Consider the following 14,432-nt stretch of genomic DNA (forward strand, 5'->3'; position numbering starts at 1 on the left):
TAAGGAACTGGACAGGCGAGTAACAGAAGATGAACGCTTGTTGAACTAGAAGTCGCCCGCAGCTCCGTCTGGTTGCTGCATACGCCAGTACACCCCGCGGCGCGCCATCAGCTCGTCGTGGGAGCCCTGTTCGACGATGCGGCCGGCCTCCATGACCAGGATGGTGTCGGCGTCGCGGATCGTCGATAAGCGGTGAGCAATAACGAACGCGGTGCGCCCAGAGCGCAACGACCCCATCGCTTCCTGCACGAGAACCTCGGTGCGGGTGTCCACGGACGACGTTGCTTCATCGAGGATGAGCACCGACGGCTGAGCAAGAAACGCTCGAGCAATAGTGATCAACTGTCGCTCACCGGCAGAGATGGCGCCGGAATCCAGGTCGACGACCGTGTCGTAGCCGTCGGCAAGCGTGCGCACGAAGCGGTCGACGTACGTGGCGCGCGCGGCGGCGATGACCTCCTCGTCGGTGGCGTCAAGATGCCCGTAGCGAATGTTCTCCATGATGGTGCCTTTGAACAGCACAGCGTCCTGCAGCACCATGCCGATCTCGCCGCGCAAGGCCGCACGAGGGACGCTTCGCGTATCGACGCCATCGAGCCGGATCTCACCCCTATCGATGTCGTAGAACCGCATGAGCAGGTTGACCAGTGTCGTTTTTCCGGCGCCCGTGGGGCCGACGATCGCGGCGGTCTGCCCCGGTTCGACGCGCAGGGTCAGGTCTTCGATAAGTGGCGTGTCGGGGGAGTAGCTGAAGGAAACGTCGTCGAATTCGACGAGTCCGCGCGCGGGTGTGGCAAGGATGCCGTTGGCGTCGGTGCTCTGCGCGGGCGCGTCGAGGAACTCGAAGATGCGCTCGGCCGATGCGACACCGGACTGCAGCATTTGCAACATCCCGCCGAGCTCACCGAGCGGCTGGTTGAGCTGGCGCGAATACTGGATGAACGCCACCGCCGAACCCAGCGTGATGTGCCCGCCAGCCACGCGCAGAGCACCGACGACCGCGATGACCACATACGACAGGTAGGTGATGAACTGCATGGTCGGGAAGATCGTGCCCGAAAGGAACTGCGCCTTGAACGCGGAGCCGAACAGCTCGGCGTTGCGGCGATCGAATTCATTCTCCATCTCGTCGGTGCGACCGAAGATGAGCGCGACCTCGTGGCCGGTGAACGCTTCCTCGACGTGACCGTTCAGCGCGCCGGTAGAGCGCCATTGCTGACTGAACTGCTTCTGCGAGCGCGTTCCCAGCACGGCGATGACCAGTCCTGACAGCGGCACAGCGATGAGAGCGACGAGGGCGAGCTCCCAGGAGATGGAGAACATCATCACCACGATGCCGGTGAGCATGATCGCCGAGTGAATCAAGTGCCCCATCGCCTGTTGCAGGGCTTGCTGCACGTTGTCCACGTCGTTCGTCGTGCGCGACAGCAGGTCGCCGCGCTGCCGGGTGTCAAAGTAACTCAACGGCAGATCATGAACTTTCGCCTCGATCGACGCACGCAGGTCGTACACCGCCCGCATGACGGCCCGGTTGATCACTGCGCCTGAGGCCCAGTCAGCGAACGATGCGCCGGTGTAGATGACCAGCAGCCACATCACAACGTCGCTCAGCCGCTCCATGTCGCCGCGCGCGATCACGTCGATGGCTATGCCCAGCACCGCCGGCCCGGCCACCATGAGCAGCACCGAGACCACATTGAGCACCACGCCTGTGCCGAACGCGAGCTTGTGCGGGCCCATGAGCTTCAGCATCCGCCAGGCAGAGGGCCAGAACGCTTTTGCTTGTCTGCGCCCCGCCTCCCCGGTCTTCTCCTCCAACTCCAGGAACTCTTCGTCGGTCAAGTCTGTCTTGGCACTCATGCGTCCACTCCTTCCTGGGACGCAACGATCTCTTGGTACGTCGGTGAGTTGGCCAGCAGGGATTCGTGGGTACCGCGGTCCACAATCCGGCCGGCTTCCATGACCAGGATCTGGTCGGCGTCGACAATGGAGCTGACCTTCTGCGCCACGAGAATGGTCACCGCACCGGCCGTGTATTCGGCCATGGCCGCCTGCAGGTTGGATTCGGTGATGGGGTCAAGGGCGGAGAAAGAGTCGTCGAAAAGCAGCACCTTCGGATTTGCTACGAACATGCGCGCGATGCACAGACGCTGGCGCTGCCCGCCGGAAACGTTCGTGCCGCCCTGGGAGATGGGCATGTTCAAGTCCTCGACGAAGTCCGCCTGAGCGACGCGCAACGCCGCCCACAGTTCGTCATCGGTGGCGTCCGGGTTGCCGAAACGCAGGTTCGTCGCCACCGTGCCGGAAAACAGGTACGGCTTCTGCGGAACCATTGACACGGTGCTGGCCAGGTGCTCGCGGCTCAGCTCCGTGGTGGGCACGCCGCCGAGTGACACCACGCCGGACCTGGGCGCACGCAGCCGTGGGATCAAGGACAGCAGCGTCGTCTTTCCCGCGCCAGTCGACCCGATCACGGCCGTCGTCGTGCCTGGGCGGGCCTCGAAAGAAATGTCCTCCAGGACCGGGGCGTCCGCGCCGGGGTAGCAGTAGGTGACGCGGTCGAATGTGACGGTGGGGTCAGTGGCCGGGGTGGTTGGGGCGTCGATAAGCGAGGGCGAGTGCACCAAGACTTCCGTTACACGGCGTGCGCACACGAACGCGCGGGGCAGCGGAATGATCATCGCCGCGCCCATCACCACCGCAATGAGAATTTGCAGCATGTACTGCATGAATGCCGTCAACGAACCGATCTGCATCAGGCCGGCATCGATACGTTGGCCGCCGAACCACATCAACGCGGCGATCGCGGCGTTGAGGATCAGCATGACCACAGGAAACAGGATCACGAACACGCGGCCGACGTTCAGGCTCACCCGCGTAATGTCCGCGTTGGCCTCGGCGAAACGTTGCGTTTCGAAGTCTTCGCGGCCGAACGCGCGCACCACACGAATGCCGCTGATCTGCTCGCGCAGAACGGCGTTGACCGCGTCGAGGCGCTCCTGCATCTGCGTGAACAACGGCAACAGCAGCGCAACGACTGCCGTGACCACCACCGCGAGAATCACTACCGCAACCGCGACCAGCCATGACAAGCCAGCGTCCTGCCGCAACGCCATGACCACACCGCCGATCGCCATGATCGGCGCGGTCGCGAGCATGCCCAGTGTGAGCTGCAGCGCGACCTGAATCTGGTAGATATCGTTCGTCCCGCGCGTGATCAGCGTCGCCGGCGGAAACTCCGCCATATCCTCAGCGTCAAAGCGGTTGACGTGCGCGAACACGTCCTTGCGCAGCTCACGCGCCACGCTTGTCGACGCCCACGCCGCCAACCACATCACCCCCACCGCCGTGACAATCTGCACCAAGGCCGCGAACAGCATCACCCCGCCAGTGCGCCATATATAAGGTATGTCGCCACGGGCCAGACCCTTGTCGATGATGTCCGCATTCAGCGACGGCAACCACAACGTAGCCAGCACCGACACGAGCTGGAGTACCAGCACGCCCGCGATGGCGGCGGCGAAGCGGCGGTCTGTGCGGAACACGCTGCCGATGAGGCGGATCAGATGGGGGAGGTTCACGGGGCAATCATAGGCCTGTGCCGTTTCTGGAGCATAGTGTCGCCATTCGGCCGTATATACTTGGAGTTATATCCGTAGTGACGGTGTTGATAGTGCTAAAGGAGGAAGTTGTGACGAAGCCCGTTGAAACCACCGTGTTCAAATCCGGAAACAGTCAGGCTGTCCGCATTCCGGTGACCCACCGACTCGTCGTCGAACGAGTGACCGTCGAGCACGTCCCCGAGGGTCTGCTCCTCCGTCCCGTCGAAGAGACAATCGGTGACGCGCTCAGCCGGCTGCGCGCCTACCAAGGCGCAGAAGGTATCGAAGGGGGACTTCTCGAAGAAGTCGAAGACCTTCCACTCGAACCCTTACCTGACTTCGACGACAGGTCTTGATAGACCATGCGGTATCTGTTCGACACGAACGCCTGGATTGATCTTGAACGGGGCAGTTATCCGCACGTGCTGGACCGTGCCTCGAGCTGCACACGAGATCAAGTAGGCGTCTCCACAGTGGTTCTCGGAGAACTGTATGCAGGTGCTTTACGGTCGATGGACCCTATTCGAGCGCGACAATCCATCGACACGTTCTTGGCGGGCTGGCCGAGGATCGGTGTGGATGAACGAACTGCAGAGATCTACGCGGAAATTCGAGCGGCCCTGCAAAGTCAAGGACGAGTTATCGGCCCCAATGACTTATGGATCGCGGCTCAGGCATTGCGCGAGGATGTGGTCCTCGTGACGGCCAACGACGATGAATTCTCCCGAGTGCCATCGCTTGAGGTTGAGAACTGGCGATAGTCCGCACTGCGGAGTCCCTGCGGTTTTGCGGCAGTCCGGTGAGGTGGCGCCGGGCTGGAATACTGCTCGGGCATTTCCGGAATACTGCTCAGGTAAACATGCAGGTCAGAAACGTTCGGTTTGGCTTATAAGGTCGAGCAGTATTCCGGGGGTCGGGTGGAGTTCGATGGAGCGGACTCCGCATTGCGGAGTCCCTGCGGTTTTGCGGAGTCCCTGCGGTTTTGCGGAGTCCCTGGGGTTTTGCGGAGCTAGGGTGTGGCTGGAACTGCATTCGCTGCAGACAGCAGGGTCGTCCACTGGGCCACCGTGACGACGCCAGGCGCAGACGGGCCGGATGCTGACACCGCGGAAACGTCCGCCCAAGCCGGCCGGTGCCAGCCTTCCCACGTGGTGAAGGGGAGGCTGCGGGACTCGAGAAGGGCGACGATCGCGCCGGGCTGGTCGGCCACCTGCGGTGAAGCGACGACGGGGGTGCGGCTGACGGCAATCGCGGCATCGGCGGCGGACGCGGAGAGCGCGTCGTAAACCTCGGCCGCGCCAGGAGATGTGCCGATGACCACGACGGACCCGGCGGTGTCACCGGCCCCGGCGTCAGAATCAGACGCCACGACAATCGTGTCGTAGTAGTGGGTCAGTTCGCCGACGGTCACGTCAGTTCCGATGGTGAGGTTGCCGAAGAGTCTGAGGCGGGGGACGTCGATAAGCGAGCGGGCGCTGCGGTGCGATGAGCCGAAGCGGATGAGGGATGTGGGGGCGGGGGAGGCGTCGAAAAGGTCGACGAAGTAGCTGCGGCCGGGCATGCAGATGAGGAGGTCCGATGCGTGGATGCCGGTGGGGCCGGCTCCAATGACGGCGACGCGGGAAACGCGGTTGGTCATGTGAGGCTCCTTCTGTAGCTAGGTAGACCGCTTGGTCTAAAAACTTAGCAACGATTAGTACGCAGTCAAGGCTCAAGCGAGATTTACATTCATATGAACGTGCAGACCAGCGAGCCGAAACCTTGCGGAGGAGTGACCTTAGGCGGGCTGGCTGTGTAGCGTGCTGATCAACAAACCGCACCGCGCAACGCTATAGACAGAGCGGTACACAGAAGGAGGCGGCATGACCACCACCACAAGCGCAGAAGCACGGCCCCGCCCGGCGCGTAAGCCGAAGCCGGAAGGCCAGTGGAAGATCGACGGCCAGGCGCCCCTCAACCACGATGAGGAGCTCAAGCAGGTCGAGCCGGTGCTGGCGGTCAAGCAGCGCGTCATCGACATCTACTCTAAGCAGGGCTTCAAGTCGATCCCGGAAGAAGATCTGTACCCGCGCTTTAAGTGGCTGGGCATGTACACGCAACGCAAGCAGAACTTGGGCGGCGAGCACACCGGCAAGGACAACCTCGAGCTGCAGGACGAGTTCTTCATGGCGCGCGTGCGTTTTGACGGCGGCCAGTGCTCCACCGAACAAGCCCGCGCCGTCGGCGAGATCAGCCGCGACTACTGCCGGTCCACAGCCGACCTGACGGACCGCCAGAACATTCAGCTCCACTGGCTGCGCGTCGAAGACGCGCCGGCGATGTGGGACAAGCTCGAGTCGGTCGGCCTGAACACCTGGGACGCCTGCGGCGATGTGCCGCGCGTGATCATGGGTTCGCCGGTGGCGGGCATCGCGAAGGATGAGATTATCGACGCCACACCGGCGATTGAGAAGATCAAGAACGAGTACGTCCTGCGCGAGGAATTCCAGAACCTGCCGCGCAAGTTCAAGACCGCGATTTCCGGCAACGCCCGCCAGGATGTCGTGCATGAGATCAACGACATCGCGTTCATCGGGGTCAACCACCCCGAGTTGGGTCCGGGCTTCGAGTGCTTTGTCGGCGGAGGCTTGGCGACGAACCCGATGCTCGCTCAGTCCCTCGGCGCGTTCATCACTTTGGAGGAGGTGCCGGAGGTGTGGGCAGGCGTGGTCCGCCTGTTCCGCGACTACGGTTACCGCCGCCTCCGCGCCCGGGCACGCATCAAGTTCTTGGTGGCGCAGTGGGGCATCGATAAGTTCCGCCAGGTCCTCGAGGACGAGTACCTGGGCTACAAGCTTCCCGACGGCCCGCACGCCCCGACCAACCTGATCGACCGCGACCACATTGGCATCCACGAGCAGAAAGACGGCAATGTCTACCTGGGCGTGAAGCCGACGATGGGCCACCTCACCGGCGAGCAGCTCATCGCCATCGCTGACCTGGCCGAGTCTTACGGCCTGAGTCGTCTGCGCTTCACCCCGTTCAAGGAAATTCTGTTCCTCGACGTCGACCCGGAGCAGGTCCGGGCGCTTGCGGCAGACCTGACTGAGATGGGCCTGTACTCCGCCCCCAGCGAATTCCGCCGCGGCATGCTCACCTGCACCGGCTTGGAATACTGCAAGCTCGCCCACGTGACCACAAAGGCCCGCGGCATTGAGCTTGTCGACGAACTCGAGGAACGCCTCAAGGACTTCGACTCTCCCATCACCATCGCCCTGAACGGCTGCCCGAACGCCTGCGCCCGCACGCACATCGCGGACATCGGCCTGAAGGGCCAAATGGTCGACGACGGCAACGGCAACAAGGTCGAAGGCTTCCAGGTCCACTTGGGAGGCGCCATCGGCGACGGCGCCAACTTCGGCCGGAAGCTCCGCGGCCACAAGGTCCTCTCGACTGAGCTTGGGGATTATGTGACGAGGGTGGCGGGTAATTTCGTCGAAAAGCGAAACGACGGCGAGCTCTTCCGCGACTGGGTCGCGCGCGCCGACGAGGATGACCTGCGATGAGCTTCCGCCGCAAGCCGAACCCGAACCGCAACCACCCCGCGTATTGCCCCTACTGCGCGGGGGAAGGGTTATTTCCTGATGAACAATCGGATTTTGCATGGAAATGCACCGAGTGCCTGCGTATCTTCGAGGTGTTGTTCCACGGGCAAGATGACCCGGACGTGGCTCCGCAGAAGGCCAAGTCAACGGAGCAAACACTGCAGGAATCGCTGGCCCGTCACGGCCACGACGCGGTGTTGAGGAAGGAGAAATAGTGGACTTTCTAAACAGGTCCGCGGGTGATGTGCGCGACCCCGAAGTGAGCCCCGAGGGCCCCAAAGAAACAGCGCCGCTGACCCCAGAGATCGCCGAAGCAAACGCGAAGCTTGTCGACGAATGGGCTGACAAACTCTACAACGCCTCCGCGAAAGAAATCCTCGAGTGGGCCCACGAGTATGCCCCAGGCAACCTCGTGGTGACGTTGAGCATGGAGAACACCGTTCTCGCGGAGCTGGCGAAAGACTACCTGCCGGAGGCGGACTTCCTCTTCCTGGATACGGAGTACCACTTCGACGAGACGCTTGATGTCGCGGACCAGGTCGAAGAGCGTTATCCGGCGCAGCGCCTCGTCCGCGCAAAGGCGATCTTGTCGCGCGAGGAACAGGACCGCGTCTACGGCAAGGCGCTCTACCGCCGCAACCCGACCGCGTGCTGCCGCATGCGCAAGGTGGAGCCGCTCGCGGTGAACCTCTCGCCCTACGTCGGCTGGGTCACGGGCCTGCGGCGTGACGACGGCCCCACCCGCGCCGAAGCCCCCGCTTTGAGTTTGGATGCCACGGGCCGGTTGAAGATCAGCCCGATCATCACGTGGTCGCTGGACGAGACCGACGCATACATAGAGGACAAGAATTTGATCATCCACCCGCTGACCAAGCAGGGCTACCCCTCCATCGGCTGTGCGACCTGCACCCTGCCGGTCGCTGAGGGCGAGGATCCCCGCGCTGGTCGCTGGGCCTTTTCGAGCAAGACGGAGTGTGGTCTGCATGGCTAACGAACTCTCCCCGCACCTGCGGGATCTGGAGAACGAGTCGATTCACATCCTGCGTGAGGTGGCAGGGCAATTCGACAAAATCGGCCTGCTGTTCTCGGGCGGCAAGGACTCCTGTGTCGTCTTCGAGCTGGCGCGCCGCGCGTTTGCGCCCGCCGCAATGCCGATCGAGTTGCTGCACGTGGACACCGGCCACAACTTCCCGGAAGTGATCGAGTTCCGCGACCGCCTCGTCGAGGAAACCGGTGCCCGCCTGCGTGTGGCGCACGTGCAGGATTGGATTGACCGCGGCGACCTGGTCGAGCGTCCCGACGGCACCCGCAACCCGCTGCAGACCGTGCCCCTAGTGGAGACCATCGCTGAGGTCGGTTACGACGCAGTTCTCGGCGGCGCCCGCCGCGACGAGGAGCGCGCCCGCGCCAAGGAGCGCGTCTTCTCCGTCCGCGACTCTTTCGGCGGCTGGGACCCGCGCCGTCAGCGCCCTGAGCTGTGGAGTCTCTACAACGGCGAGAAGCTTCCGGGCGAGAACATCCGCGTCTTCCCCATCTCCAACTGGACGGAAGCGGACGTGTGGGAGTACATCGGCGCCCGCGACATTGAGCTGCCGGCCATTTACTTCGCTCACGACCGCGAGGTGTTCAACCGCGACGGCATGTGGCTCACCGCCGGCGAGTGGGGCGGCCCGCGCGAGGATGAGACCGTGGAGACCCGCCGCGTGCGCTACCGCACCGTCGGTGACATGAGCTGCACCGGCGCAGTCGATTCGACCGCGACAACCATTGACGAGGTGCTGGTCGAGCTCGCCTCCTCCACCCTGACCGAGCGCGGCGCCACGCGTGCCGACGACCGCCTGTCCGAATCCGCCATGGAAGACCGCAAGAAGGAGGGCTACTTCTGATGAGTCCTTTTGGAAATTCTGCAGAGCCGAATGCGTCGGCGAGTGAAGCGTTAGCGCAACGAGCGACGCTGAGGCTCTGCACGGCCGGCTCCGTTGACGACGGCAAATCCACCTTCGTCGGCCGCCTCCTGCACGACACGAAGTCGGTGCTCGCGGATCAGCTCGCCAGCGTCGAACGCACCTCCGCCGACCGCGGCTTCGAGGGCCTCGACCTCTCCTTGCTTGTCGACGGCCTTCGCGCCGAGCGCGAACAAGGCATCACCATCGACGTCGCCTACCGGTACTTCGCCACCGACCAGCGCAGCTTCATCCTCGCGGACACCCCGGGGCATGAGCAGTACACGCGCAACACCGTCACGGGCATGTCCACGTCCCAGGTCGTCGTTTTGCTTGTCGACGCCCGAAACGGCATCAAACCGCAAACCATCCGCCACCTCACCGTGGCGAGCCTGCTCGGTGTGAAGACAGTCATCCTGGCCGTGAACAAGATCGACCTGGTGGACTACTCGCAGAACGTCTTCGAGGAGATCAAGGGCGAGTTCGAGTCCCGCTGCACTGCCCTGGGCATCGAGGAGCCGCACGCCGTGCCGATCTCCGCGAAGTTCGGCGCCAACGTCGCCGAGCGCTCCACCGAGACATCCTGGTACGAAGGCCCGACCGTGCTCGAGCTGCTGGAGACCATCCCGGTCAACTCCGGCCGCGCGCTGGACCTGGCGTTCCGGTTCAACATCCAGTACGTCCTGCGTGAGCACGAGACCGACTACCGTGCCTACGCCGGCACCGTGAACTCCGGCTCCGTGAAGGTCGGCGATGAGGTTGTCGCGCCGAATGGCCGCACCACGACGGTGACGCACATCGACACGGCGGATGGCCTCGACGGCGCGCAGTCCGCTGAGGCTGGCGACGCGGTCTCCCTGCGCCTTGCCGACGACATTGACCTCACCCGCGGCGACCTGCTGGCCTCCGCGCCATTCCCGGAGCTCGTCCGCGAGTTCCACGGCACCGTCGTCGGTCTGACCGAGAAGGACGTCGCCGCTGGGCAGGCTGTGAAGCTGCGCTACGGCACCTCGCTGGTCCGTGCCCGTGTTGCCAGCGTCGACCGCGTCATCGACATCGACGGCACGGCTTCGTCCAACTCGGATAACACCGCGCCAGAGTCCTTCGGCCTGAACGACATTGCGCACGTGACCGTCCAGACGGCGCAGGAGCTGCCGGTGGAGGAGTACGCGGCGCGCGGTGCCGTGGGCAATTTCCTGCTCATTGACCAGGCGTCCGGTAACACGCTGGCAGCTGGTCTCGTGGGAACGCGGCTGCGGTAGGAGAGCTGAGGTCATCATGAACGCACCCGCCCTGATCACGCTGTCGCACGGATCGCGCCACCCCGGCGCGCGCCCCGGTGTGGCCACGCTGACCGCTGCTGCTGCAGCTCAGCTGGGCGTGACGGGTGTGGATGCGCACCTCGAGTTCGACACCCCCGACCTCACCGCCGCTGCCCAGCAGCTTGTCGACGCTGGCTGCACCCGCGCCGTTGTCGTACCGACCCTGTTCACCACCGCCTTCCACGCCACCCACGACGTTCCGCAAGCGATCGCGGAAGCCCGCGCAGCGACCGGACTCGACCTCATCCCCGCCGAGGGGCTGGGCCAAGGTCGCGACGTCGCCGCCATCCTCGCCGCTCGAGCCGTGAGCGATATCGCGGCGTCTGGCCTGTCAATCCAGGAGATCATCCTCTACCCGGTCGGCACTTCCAACACGGAGGCGGCCGGGAAGACGGTGGAGCTGGGGCGAGACGTCGAAAAGCTCGTCGGCATTCCTGTCACGACCGTTCCCGCGACGGGCCATGGGAAGAGGGACGTGGGGGAGCTGGAAAGCGTCGATAAGCATTTGCTCCCGCTCTTTGTCACTGAAGGGTTGCTCCTGGACCGGGCGTTTCGAATGTGGCCCGGTTCCGTCTCCGCGCCGCTGGGTGCGGACCTCGCACACGTCGTAGCTTCGCGCTACCGCCGCGCACTCGCGCACACAGACGCACTGGCCGCTTCGGCCACGGCGTAATTCTCACCAAAGGACAGCCACCATGAACCGCATGATCACGCTCATACTCATCGCCATCGCCGGCTTAGCCGGCCAACTTGTGGACGGCGGCCTGGGCATGGGCTTCGGCGTCACATCGACGACGATCCTTGTCATGCTCGCAGGCCTGGGACCCGCGCAGGCCTCCGCGGTGGTGCACACGGCTGAGCTGGGTACAACGCTCGTGTCCGGCATCAGCCACTGGAAATTCGGCAACGTCGACTGGCGCGTTGTCGCAGCGATCGGCATTCCTGGCTCCATCGGAGCGTTCGCCGGTGCGACTGTCCTGTCCAACCTGTCGACGGAATCCGCGAAGCCGATCATGTCGCTCATTCTCGCGGCGATCGGCATCAACCTGGTCTACCGATTCTCCCGCGGGCTCATTCGCCGGCAGGTCGTAGAGACGCCGCACTCGAAACCCTTCCTTGGGTTCCTGGGTTTGTTCGGCGGATTTGTCGACGCCACTGGTGGCGGCGGCTGGGGTCCCGTCACCACCTCGACGCTGCTGTCGGCTGGCCGCTCCGAGCCGCGCCGCATTGTCGGTACCGTCAACACCGCGGAGTTCTTCGTCACCGCGGCCGCGACCGCCGGCTTCGTGCTGGGAATGTGGGACGACCTGGTCACCCACCTCTCCGCGGTCGGTGCGCTGCTGCTCGGCGGCGTGATCGCCGCGCCGCTGGCCGCATGGCTGGTGACCAGGCTCAACCCGATCCTGCTCGGCGGCATCGTGGGCACCTTGATCGTCATGCTCAACCTGCCCGTCGTGCTCAAGGCCCTTGGTGTCGGGGCGACCGTGCTGATCGTGGTGCGGGTGGTCGTTCTGGTTGTCGGCGTGGCACTGTCGATCCGCGGCTGGCGGCGCCACCGCGCGAACTGGCGCGCGGCGAACGAGAAGGAAGCAGCAATCGGCGCTGAGTCGGGTTCGGCCGAGGCGACGGAAACGCCGGCACACGCGCCGGATACCTCCAACGCCAGTGCGCGGAGCTAAGCACTAGTACAGCTCTGGTCGACCGGCCGGGGCAAGCCCATCCTGCGGACGCTCCCGGGTAGCCCTTTCAATGAGCGTTCGCCCAGCGAGGAGCGCACCCCACGGCCCGATCACCCACGCAGGCCAGAAATAGGTGGGAGTCGCCGTCACCGCGATGATGCCCCAAATGGTCAGCACGATCAGCGACACCGCTACCCACGTTGCAACCTCAACTTTCAACTCCTTGTTGTGGAGTTGGCGCACCGAACGGGAAGAGACCGGGCGTGGCATCGTCCGAGCGGGCGCTGCAGCGCCAGTAGGGGAAGGGCCGGTACCTGCCGAACGTGTGGCTATGCTTGCGGTCTTTGCCTGCGGAAGACCCTCGAGTGCGCGCGAGATTGCCGCGGGATTGTCGTCGAGAAGCATCGCCGACCGTTCTTCAAATTCGTTGAGATCGATCTGGCCCGAGCCGACAGCGTCTTGCAACTGGGCTAACGCAGCGTCGTGGGCAGGGGAATCAGGAATCGATGACATGCGCGTCCCTTGTGCGGCTCAAAGGGGTGGCCAATTCACTGGGTTCCATTGAACACGTTCCAGGCCCTATGCGCAATGCTCGGAGCTTTAACTTTTCTCTAGACTGGGGCCATGTTGATTTCGGAGCAAATACTACTTCTCTCCACCAACGACGAAGGCAAGCACGAGTCGGCTTTCCTGTGGAACGACATGCTGCTGCGCAGCGGTTTGCTTGCGGACTTGATGAGCCGCGGCCTTGCCACCATCACAGAGCGCAAGCTCCGAGACCCGATCGTCGCTCCGAGCGTGCCTGCGGCTCAAGTGGAGGATCCTGTCCTCCGTACTGCCGTTGAAGCTCTGGAGAAACGGTCGGGCAAAACGACTTACGACGTCCTGTGGTCCGAATGGTTTGGTAAGCGCCAGGATGTCGCCCAACGACTGGTCGCCGAGGGGATTCTGGAGGAGTCCGGCGGCGGCTTCCGTCTTTTCTCCCGGAACCAGTTCCCGACCCGCGATGGGATGCCAGAACTGGAGCTCCGCGGCCGCCTGGAGCAGATCCTTCGTGGTCAGGCGCAGCCGACGGAGCAGGATGCGACGCTCATCATGCTCCTCGATATCTACGACGCCATCCGCCCGCTCCTCAAAGAGGAGCTGCGCGGGATGGGGCGCACAGAACGCAAGCAAGCGATTGAAAACGCATCCGCCTCCGTCACATCCCCCGAGATCGCTCAGACACTCAAAGCTGCGAAGAAGTCCGTGGAAATGGCTGCGGTTGGGGCGACAATGACCGTGTTCACCCCCTAAGTCGGACTGGGTGTGTTGGTGTTTTTTCGGGCAAGGCACCGCGCTCAATACATTTTTACTATCGCCTTCTGACGCCTCCGGTGAAATCCCGCCTGGGAAAACGTCGCATCGGTTCACTGAAAGGCGATACTGAAAATCTATTCCTGCCGAGCCCAGGGGACAGTAGCTTTGACCACACGACCGTGCTCCGCTGGTTCGGAGCTAACACGCAGCAAACTGCGATGATGCAGGGGACATTTTTCCGGGCGGGCCAGCTCCGAGTGTCCATATACTGAGGGCATGTTGATTTCGGAGCAAATACTACTTCTCTCCACGAACGACAAAGGTAAACACGAAACCTCAATGCTGTGGAACGACATGCTCCTCCGCAGCGGACTCATGGCCGATCTGGTTGGTTGGAAACTAGTCACGATCACTGACCGAACAATCCGCGACCCGAAGCTCACAGCTGCTGTTCCGTCGGCGCAGGTCGAGCATCCTGTGCTGCGACACGGCGTAGAGATGATTGAGAAGCGAAACAACAGGTCTACTTACGACATCATCGCGGATGACTGGTTCGCGAAGCGGAAAGATGTCGCACAGGGGCTCGTCGCGCAGGGTGTCCTCGAGGAAACAGACGGGGTTTTCAGTTTCCTCTCCCGAAATCAATTTCCTACTCGCGATGAGTCGGTGGAGCTGCAGCTCCGCGGCCGACTTGAGCAGATTCTCCGCGGCCAAGCAAACCCGACATTGCAAGAATCGATGCTCGTAGCGCTTCTCGACGCCTACGATGCCGTCCGCGCCCTCCTCAAGGAAGAGCTACGCGGAATGGGCCGCGGCGAAGTGAAGCAGGCAGTCAGAGATGTGGCGGCCTTGGTGACGGACCCGGATCTTGAGCTGGTGATCAAGGCAGCGAACAGTGCTGAAACATCGGTCACGGTCAACACGACAGTGATGATGGCTAACCAGGCCAGGAGATAGCGCAGGGGCTGACCGGACACCAAGGGAGTGTTCGGTCCAGCGCCAG

At 63.4% G+C, this 14,432-nt stretch carries 15 protein-coding genes; 11 read left to right on the top strand and 4 right to left on the bottom strand.

The window, feature by feature from the left end:
* Positions 1 to 45: 45 nt before the first annotated feature.
* Positions 46 to 1,860: an ABC transporter ATP-binding protein gene (locus KBX17_RS09355; protein ID WP_256019559.1), complete on the bottom strand. Its 1,815-nt coding sequence runs from the start codon at positions 1,858 to 1,860 to the stop codon at positions 46 to 48.
* Complete coding sequence (locus KBX17_RS09360; RefSeq protein WP_256019560.1) at positions 1,857 to 3,581, bottom strand: ABC transporter ATP-binding protein; 1,725 nt, start codon at positions 3,579 to 3,581, stop codon at positions 1,857 to 1,859. The genes KBX17_RS09355 and KBX17_RS09360 overlap by 4 nt, the downstream gene beginning before the upstream one ends.
* Positions 3,582 to 3,691: 110 nt before the next feature.
* Between KBX17_RS09360 and KBX17_RS09365 the strand changes: the two genes are divergently transcribed.
* Positions 3,692 to 3,958, top strand: coding sequence for an antitoxin (locus KBX17_RS09365; protein WP_256019562.1), 267 nt, complete (start codon positions 3,692 to 3,694; stop codon positions 3,956 to 3,958).
* Between the two features lie 6 nt (positions 3,959 to 3,964).
* The gene (locus KBX17_RS09370; RefSeq protein WP_256019563.1) at positions 3,965 to 4,363 is read left to right on the top strand and encodes a type II toxin-antitoxin system VapC family toxin; all 399 of its coding nucleotides are present in this window, start codon (positions 3,965 to 3,967) and stop codon (positions 4,361 to 4,363) included.
* Positions 4,364 to 4,611: 248 nt separating this feature from the next.
* Here the strand turns inward: KBX17_RS09370 and KBX17_RS09375 are convergent, their stop codons facing one another.
* On the bottom strand, positions 4,612 to 5,241 hold the full coding sequence (locus KBX17_RS09375) for a hypothetical protein (protein WP_256019565.1): 630 nt from the start codon (positions 5,239 to 5,241) through the stop codon (positions 4,612 to 4,614).
* A 223-nt stretch (positions 5,242 to 5,464) separates the two neighbouring features.
* Between KBX17_RS09375 and KBX17_RS09380 the strand changes: the two genes are divergently transcribed.
* Genes KBX17_RS09380 through KBX17_RS09410 form a run of 7 tightly spaced genes read left to right on the top strand, consistent with a single transcriptional unit; the run spans position 5,465 to position 12,130 of the window.
* Entirely contained in the window at positions 5,465 to 7,147 is a 1,683-nt protein-coding gene (locus KBX17_RS09380; protein ID WP_256019566.1) for a nitrite/sulfite reductase, read from the top strand.
* On the top strand, positions 7,144 to 7,401 hold the full coding sequence (locus KBX17_RS09385; protein WP_256019569.1) for a hypothetical protein: 258 nt from the start codon (positions 7,144 to 7,146) through the stop codon (positions 7,399 to 7,401). The genes KBX17_RS09380 and KBX17_RS09385 overlap by 4 nt, the downstream gene beginning before the upstream one ends.
* Positions 7,401 to 8,177: a phosphoadenylyl-sulfate reductase gene (locus KBX17_RS09390; protein ID WP_005288215.1), complete on the top strand. Its 777-nt coding sequence runs from the start codon at positions 7,401 to 7,403 to the stop codon at positions 8,175 to 8,177. Before KBX17_RS09385 ends, KBX17_RS09390 begins: the two co-directional genes overlap by 1 nt.
* Positions 8,170 to 9,072 (top strand): sulfate adenylyltransferase subunit CysD, encoded by a 903-nt coding sequence (gene cysD, locus KBX17_RS09395; RefSeq protein WP_256019570.1) that lies wholly within the window; start codon positions 8,170 to 8,172, stop codon positions 9,070 to 9,072. The genes KBX17_RS09390 and cysD overlap by 8 nt, the downstream gene beginning before the upstream one ends.
* On the top strand, positions 9,072 to 10,391 hold the full coding sequence (locus tag KBX17_RS09400) for a sulfate adenylyltransferase subunit 1 (protein WP_256019572.1): 1,320 nt from the start codon (positions 9,072 to 9,074) through the stop codon (positions 10,389 to 10,391). Before cysD ends, KBX17_RS09400 begins: the two co-directional genes overlap by 1 nt.
* 16 nt (positions 10,392 to 10,407) lie before the next feature.
* The gene (locus KBX17_RS09405) at positions 10,408 to 11,124 is read left to right on the top strand and encodes a sirohydrochlorin chelatase (protein WP_256019573.1); all 717 of its coding nucleotides are present in this window, start codon (positions 10,408 to 10,410) and stop codon (positions 11,122 to 11,124) included.
* A gap of 31 nt (positions 11,125 to 11,155) precedes the next feature.
* Positions 11,156 to 12,130: a sulfite exporter TauE/SafE family protein gene (locus tag KBX17_RS09410; protein ID WP_256019591.1), complete on the top strand. Its 975-nt coding sequence runs from the start codon at positions 11,156 to 11,158 to the stop codon at positions 12,128 to 12,130.
* A 3-nt stretch (positions 12,131 to 12,133) separates the two neighbouring features.
* On the opposite strand, the gene KBX17_RS09415 is transcribed toward KBX17_RS09410, so the two are convergent.
* A complete protein-coding gene (locus KBX17_RS09415; RefSeq protein WP_256019575.1) occupies positions 12,134 to 12,643 on the bottom strand; it encodes a DUF1707 domain-containing protein in 510 nt (169 codons plus the stop codon).
* A gap of 111 nt (positions 12,644 to 12,754) precedes the next feature.
* Here KBX17_RS09415 and KBX17_RS09420 point away from each other — a divergent pair, with 111 nt between their 5' ends.
* Both KBX17_RS09420 and KBX17_RS09425 read left to right on the top strand, forming a co-directional pair.
* Complete coding sequence (locus tag KBX17_RS09420; protein WP_256019576.1) at positions 12,755 to 13,426, top strand: GPP34 family phosphoprotein; 672 nt, start codon at positions 12,755 to 12,757, stop codon at positions 13,424 to 13,426.
* A gap of 279 nt (positions 13,427 to 13,705) precedes the next feature.
* A complete protein-coding gene (locus tag KBX17_RS09425) occupies positions 13,706 to 14,386 on the top strand; it encodes a GPP34 family phosphoprotein (protein ID WP_255998821.1) in 681 nt (226 codons plus the stop codon).
* The last annotated feature ends 46 nt before the right edge of the window (positions 14,387 to 14,432 follow it).

Origin of the sequence: Corynebacterium sp. CCUG 65737, assembly GCF_024454115.1 — a bacterium.
GTDB lineage: Bacteria > Actinomycetota > Actinomycetes > Mycobacteriales > Mycobacteriaceae > Corynebacterium > Corynebacterium genitalium.

Excerpts from the sequence above, each read along its gene's own strand:
- KBX17_RS09355 (WP_256019559.1), bottom strand. The coding sequence starts at position 1,860 with ATGAGTGCCAAGACAGACTTGACCGACGAAGAGTTCCTGGAGTTGGAG.
- KBX17_RS09370 (WP_256019563.1), top strand. The coding sequence starts at position 3,965 with ATGCGGTATCTGTTCGACACGAACGCCTGGATTGATCTTGAACGGGGC.
- KBX17_RS09375 (WP_256019565.1), bottom strand. The coding sequence starts at position 5,241 with ATGACCAACCGCGTTTCCCGCGTCGCCGTCATTGGAGCCGGCCCCACC.
- KBX17_RS09380 (WP_256019566.1), top strand. The coding sequence starts at position 5,465 with ATGACCACCACCACAAGCGCAGAAGCACGGCCCCGCCCGGCGCGTAAG.
- KBX17_RS09385 (WP_256019569.1), top strand. The coding sequence starts at position 7,144 with ATGAGCTTCCGCCGCAAGCCGAACCCGAACCGCAACCACCCCGCGTAT.
- cysD (WP_256019570.1), top strand. The coding sequence starts at position 8,170 with ATGGCTAACGAACTCTCCCCGCACCTGCGGGATCTGGAGAACGAGTCG.
- KBX17_RS09400 (WP_256019572.1), top strand. The coding sequence starts at position 9,072 with ATGAGTCCTTTTGGAAATTCTGCAGAGCCGAATGCGTCGGCGAGTGAA.
- KBX17_RS09405 (WP_256019573.1), top strand. The coding sequence starts at position 10,408 with ATGAACGCACCCGCCCTGATCACGCTGTCGCACGGATCGCGCCACCCC.
- KBX17_RS09410 (WP_256019591.1), top strand. The coding sequence starts at position 11,156 with ATGATCACGCTCATACTCATCGCCATCGCCGGCTTAGCCGGCCAACTT.
- KBX17_RS09415 (WP_256019575.1), bottom strand. The coding sequence starts at position 12,643 with ATGTCATCGATTCCTGATTCCCCTGCCCACGACGCTGCGTTAGCCCAG.
- KBX17_RS09420 (WP_256019576.1), top strand. The coding sequence starts at position 12,755 with ATGTTGATTTCGGAGCAAATACTACTTCTCTCCACCAACGACGAAGGC.
- KBX17_RS09425 (WP_255998821.1), top strand. The coding sequence starts at position 13,706 with ATGTTGATTTCGGAGCAAATACTACTTCTCTCCACGAACGACAAAGGT.